The 1,577-nt window shown below is 64.0% G+C and carries 2 protein-coding genes and 1 pseudogene; all 3 read left to right on the plus strand.

Annotated elements, in window-relative coordinates:
- Positions 1 to 236 precede the first annotated feature (236 nt).
- A complete protein-coding gene (locus tag ACWFR4_RS48405; RefSeq protein ID WP_453658331.1) occupies positions 237 to 560 on the plus strand; it encodes a hypothetical protein in 324 nt (107 codons plus the stop codon).
- Positions 560 to 1,360, plus strand: coding sequence for a hypothetical protein (locus tag ACWFR4_RS48410; protein WP_453658333.1), 801 nt, complete (start codon positions 560 to 562; stop codon positions 1,358 to 1,360). Before ACWFR4_RS48405 ends, ACWFR4_RS48410 begins: the two co-directional genes overlap by 1 nt.
- A pseudogene (locus ACWFR4_RS48415) lies at positions 1,338 to 1,577 on the plus strand (hypothetical protein); the annotation flags it as partial. The gene ACWFR4_RS48410 and the pseudogene ACWFR4_RS48415, both read left to right, overlap by 23 nt.

The following is a 1,577-nucleotide window of genomic DNA, read 5'->3' on the forward strand; positions in this document are numbered from 1 at the left end:
TGCGTGGCTAGCGTCTGCGCCGAGTGAGAGCAGCGGAGAATCGACAACTCGCGTTGAATACTAAGACATTGAATCGTAGATGCGTCAACACATCTGCGGGAGGAGGTGGTTTAGCTACCTCCCTGCATTCCGTTAGGAAATATTCGGCGCGGTGGTCGGTTTTCTCGCTGTCGACGACCGATTGTCCAAGTCCTTCACATGGACTGGGACAGGCTTTCGCGGCCTGGGAGGGATTCGTGCAGGTAACACAGCAAGTGGTGCAGCTCGCTGCAGATGGCGGAATCGGCACCATCACTAACGGAATTAAGCCCGACTGGGCGGTATTTGGCCCCATCGGGGTCAAGGCGAAGATCATCGTTGGCGTGATCATGGCTGGCGCCGTTCTCTTCCTGCTCGGAAGTGCCATCGTCGGCGCTGTTCACATCCGCGTCGGAAATCAGCAGCACAACACGATGGAGACGAAGAAGGGGCAGACGCAGGTCAGCAGCTCTCTTCTCGGCCTGTTCGCAGTCGCCTCCATGTCAACGCTCTTCGGCATCATCTACGGGTTTGGAATCTAATGGCCGGGAACCAGAAGCAGACCGGCACGCGGAGCCTGACGCCCAAGGCGTCGGCGACTCCCGGGACCGGAACGGCATCCCCGTGGCGCAGAGTGAAGATCGGCGCGATCATCTTCGGCCTCGTCCTCGTGCTCGGTATGGCGCTGACCCTGTTCGGTGGCGGTAGGGGCGGAAGCGACCAGGGGACACCACAGGCACCCGCCGACTCCACACCCACCTCTCAGGCCGGCGGCACTGGCCCCGGGGCCAAGGCAAGTTCTGTGAAGGGTGGCGTGCCCGTCGGCTATCCGCGCACCAAGGACGGTGCGGCAGCCGCGGCAGTCAACTACCAGGTGGCCCGCTCCAGCCCCGGATACTTCACCGACTCGGCCCTGCGCCACCAGGTGTTGAAGACGGTCATGACGTCCGCCGCCCTGTCCAGCCAGCGGCAGCAGGACGACCAGATGACCAAAGGGCTGATGACTTCGCTGGGGGTCACAGCACAGACGGCGCCCAGCATGGTCATGCGCGCTGCCTCGCTCGGCACCAGCGTGAGTTCCTACTCGAGTGAGACAGCTACCGTCCGCCTCTGGATGAGCGAGGTCGTCGGGGTCCCCACCGACAAGTCGCCGATGCCCGTGTCAGGCACCTGGTCTACCTACACAGTGATCCTCCAGTGGCAGGACGGTGACTGGAAAGTCGCCACCATCAGCCAGGCGGACGGACCCAACCCGCTGATCGCGGCCGACTCCGCGCCGTCGTCTACCACCGACATGCGCCTGGCGAATGAGGAATTCGATGCTCCGCGCTACGCAGGCTGAACTCACCCGGCGCCTGGCGCCCGCCTTGGTGGCCGTCGCGCTCGCCGCCTCAGCACTGATCCTCGGTCCTTCCGCGCCGACGGCCCAGGCGGCCCCGAATCCCTGCAACCTGCCTGGCGGCAAGTACCTGTGCAAGAAGGCCATCGACGGCATCGTCTGGGCGGACAAGAACGTTCCCGGCCTCCACGAAGCCGGAAAGGCCGTGGACTCGGCAGCC

The sequence above is a fragment of the Streptomyces sp. NPDC055140 genome, from assembly GCF_053607285.1.